The 1,793-nt window shown below is 64.5% G+C and carries 1 protein-coding gene and 1 pseudogene; both read left to right on the forward strand.

All coding sequences use genetic code 11. The features are described 5' to 3' along the window. Positions 1 to 294 precede the first annotated feature (294 nt). Positions 295 to 613 (forward strand): annotated as a pseudogene (locus DFR74_RS38245) (transposase); the annotation flags it as partial. A 140-nt stretch (positions 614 to 753) separates the two neighbouring features. Then, on the forward strand, positions 754 to 1,386 hold the full coding sequence (locus tag DFR74_RS35185; protein ID WP_067514885.1) for a hypothetical protein: 633 nt from the start codon (positions 754 to 756) through the stop codon (positions 1,384 to 1,386). Positions 1,387 to 1,793: the final 407 nt, after the last annotated feature.

The following is a 1,793-nucleotide window of genomic DNA, read 5'->3' on the forward strand; positions in this document are numbered from 1 at the left end:
CCAGCGATGAACAGGAGGATCCCGCAGCGTTGACCGCCTGACCGGCAGCGGTCACGCGGCGATCACTTCGATACACCACGCATTTGGACTTGACCGGCAGCCCAATTCGGTAGTGCCAGCGATCTCGGATCGTCGACCTCGTCCTCGGTCCGGCGGTATTGCCTTTGCCAGCCGACAACGTTCACCACATTCCGAGGAATACTTTCATCACGGACCGCCTGGTCGAGGACCCGTCCAAGCGCGGCGAGGGTGTTCTTGATCGTCGAAACACTGGGCCGAGATGAGCAAGGATCTCAACCTGTCTATATCGCGCCGACCGAGGCCGCTGCCAAGGAACGGTTCACCGAGTTCGCTGCGAAGTGGGGACCGCGGTACCCGGCGAATCGTCTGCTCCACCAACGCCATCGAGTCATTGAACGCCCGCTACCGGCGCGCGATCCGCGCCCGCGGGCACTTTCCGACCGAACAGGCCGCACTGAAATGCCTGTATCTGGTGACCCGATCCCTCGACCCCACCGGACGCGGCCGGGCACGATGGATGATGAGGTGGAAACCGGCCCTCAACGCCTTCGCCATCACTTTCGAAGGCCGGATCACCCCGACCGGAAACTAGCAACCACCGAGGTCGGATCCACCGCTAATCCGACAGTCCCGGCGATCGCGGTGGGAGGGGTGAGCCGCGATCGACGTGTGTGGCGCGACAAGATCAACGGGAACTCAGGGCGTGGGAGTGCGGCGAGGAGGTCGGTGAACATGGCAGTGGCAGAGGACGATTGGACGGTCGTTCCCGGAAAGGGGCTGGGAAGGCTCGTGTTCGGGATGTCTCCGGCGCAGGTCGACGCGATGTCGGATGCGTATGGTGTCGTTGCCGGGCGGAGGGATGGCCGTGTTCCCGACGATGTTCTGCGTGACACGTTGGAGAAGTTCGGTACCGGGATGAGCGATGAGGAGAAGCAGGCCCTCATGGCCGTCCATGCGACCAGTGGCCCGCCTGCTGACTGTGTGATCGAAACACGTAGTGAGTCGGGAATTGTTCTGGGTTACAGGTCCGGCCGGCTGATGGAGATCATGTCGGCTGACGATCAGCATCCGCTGTTCCTGGATGGCAAGGATGTGCTGTCGCTCGATGGGTTGGAGGCCCTGGCGTTGCTGGAGCGGCTGAACGGTGGCCCTGGGCGTTACTGCGGTACGGAGGGGGCGTTCGACGCCCTTGCCATTTCGGTGGACGGTTTCAGCGTCACCGACCGGGATACGGGCGTGCAACCGCTGGAGGGAGCTGACGCGCGGTTTCGAGCGCGGACGGTGACCTTGCGGCCCGAGCCGTATCGGCCTGGGGCCGAGACAGATCGGCTTATCGTGCAGTCGGTCTCGGGGAACCTGACGTAGTCCTGTCTCCGAGGGGGTCCTCGACATCCTCGACGACGGCTGTTGCATCGACTTCGTCATCGGCTGCGTTCCAGCCCAAGTGTGGCGTCGGGTGCCTGTGGAACCGCGACGGTGCCGGGTCGGTTCGGGTTGGCGGCGGTGGGTGGGGAACCACCAGTTGTGGCGGCCGAAGGCGGCGATGAGCGCAGGTACGAGGAGTCCGCGGAGCGGTTCGGTGCTGGGACGAGGGTGACGTCGAGGAGGATGCCGAGGGCGACGCCGCACAGGAGGCGACTGCCGGACCGTGGCGGCGGGCTCGTCCGGATGGACATCGGTCAAGTCCAAATGCGTGGTGTATCGAAGTGATCGCCGCGTGACCGCTGCCGGTCAGGCGGTCAACGCTGCGGGATCCTCCTGTTCATCGCTGG

Source organism: Nocardia puris (genome assembly GCF_003315035.1).
Taxonomy (GTDB): domain Bacteria; phylum Actinomycetota; class Actinomycetes; order Mycobacteriales; family Mycobacteriaceae; genus Nocardia; species Nocardia puris.

Excerpts from the sequence above, each read along its gene's own strand:
- DFR74_RS35185 (WP_067514885.1), top strand. The coding sequence starts at position 754 with ATGGCAGTGGCAGAGGACGATTGGACGGTCGTTCCCGGAAAGGGGCTG.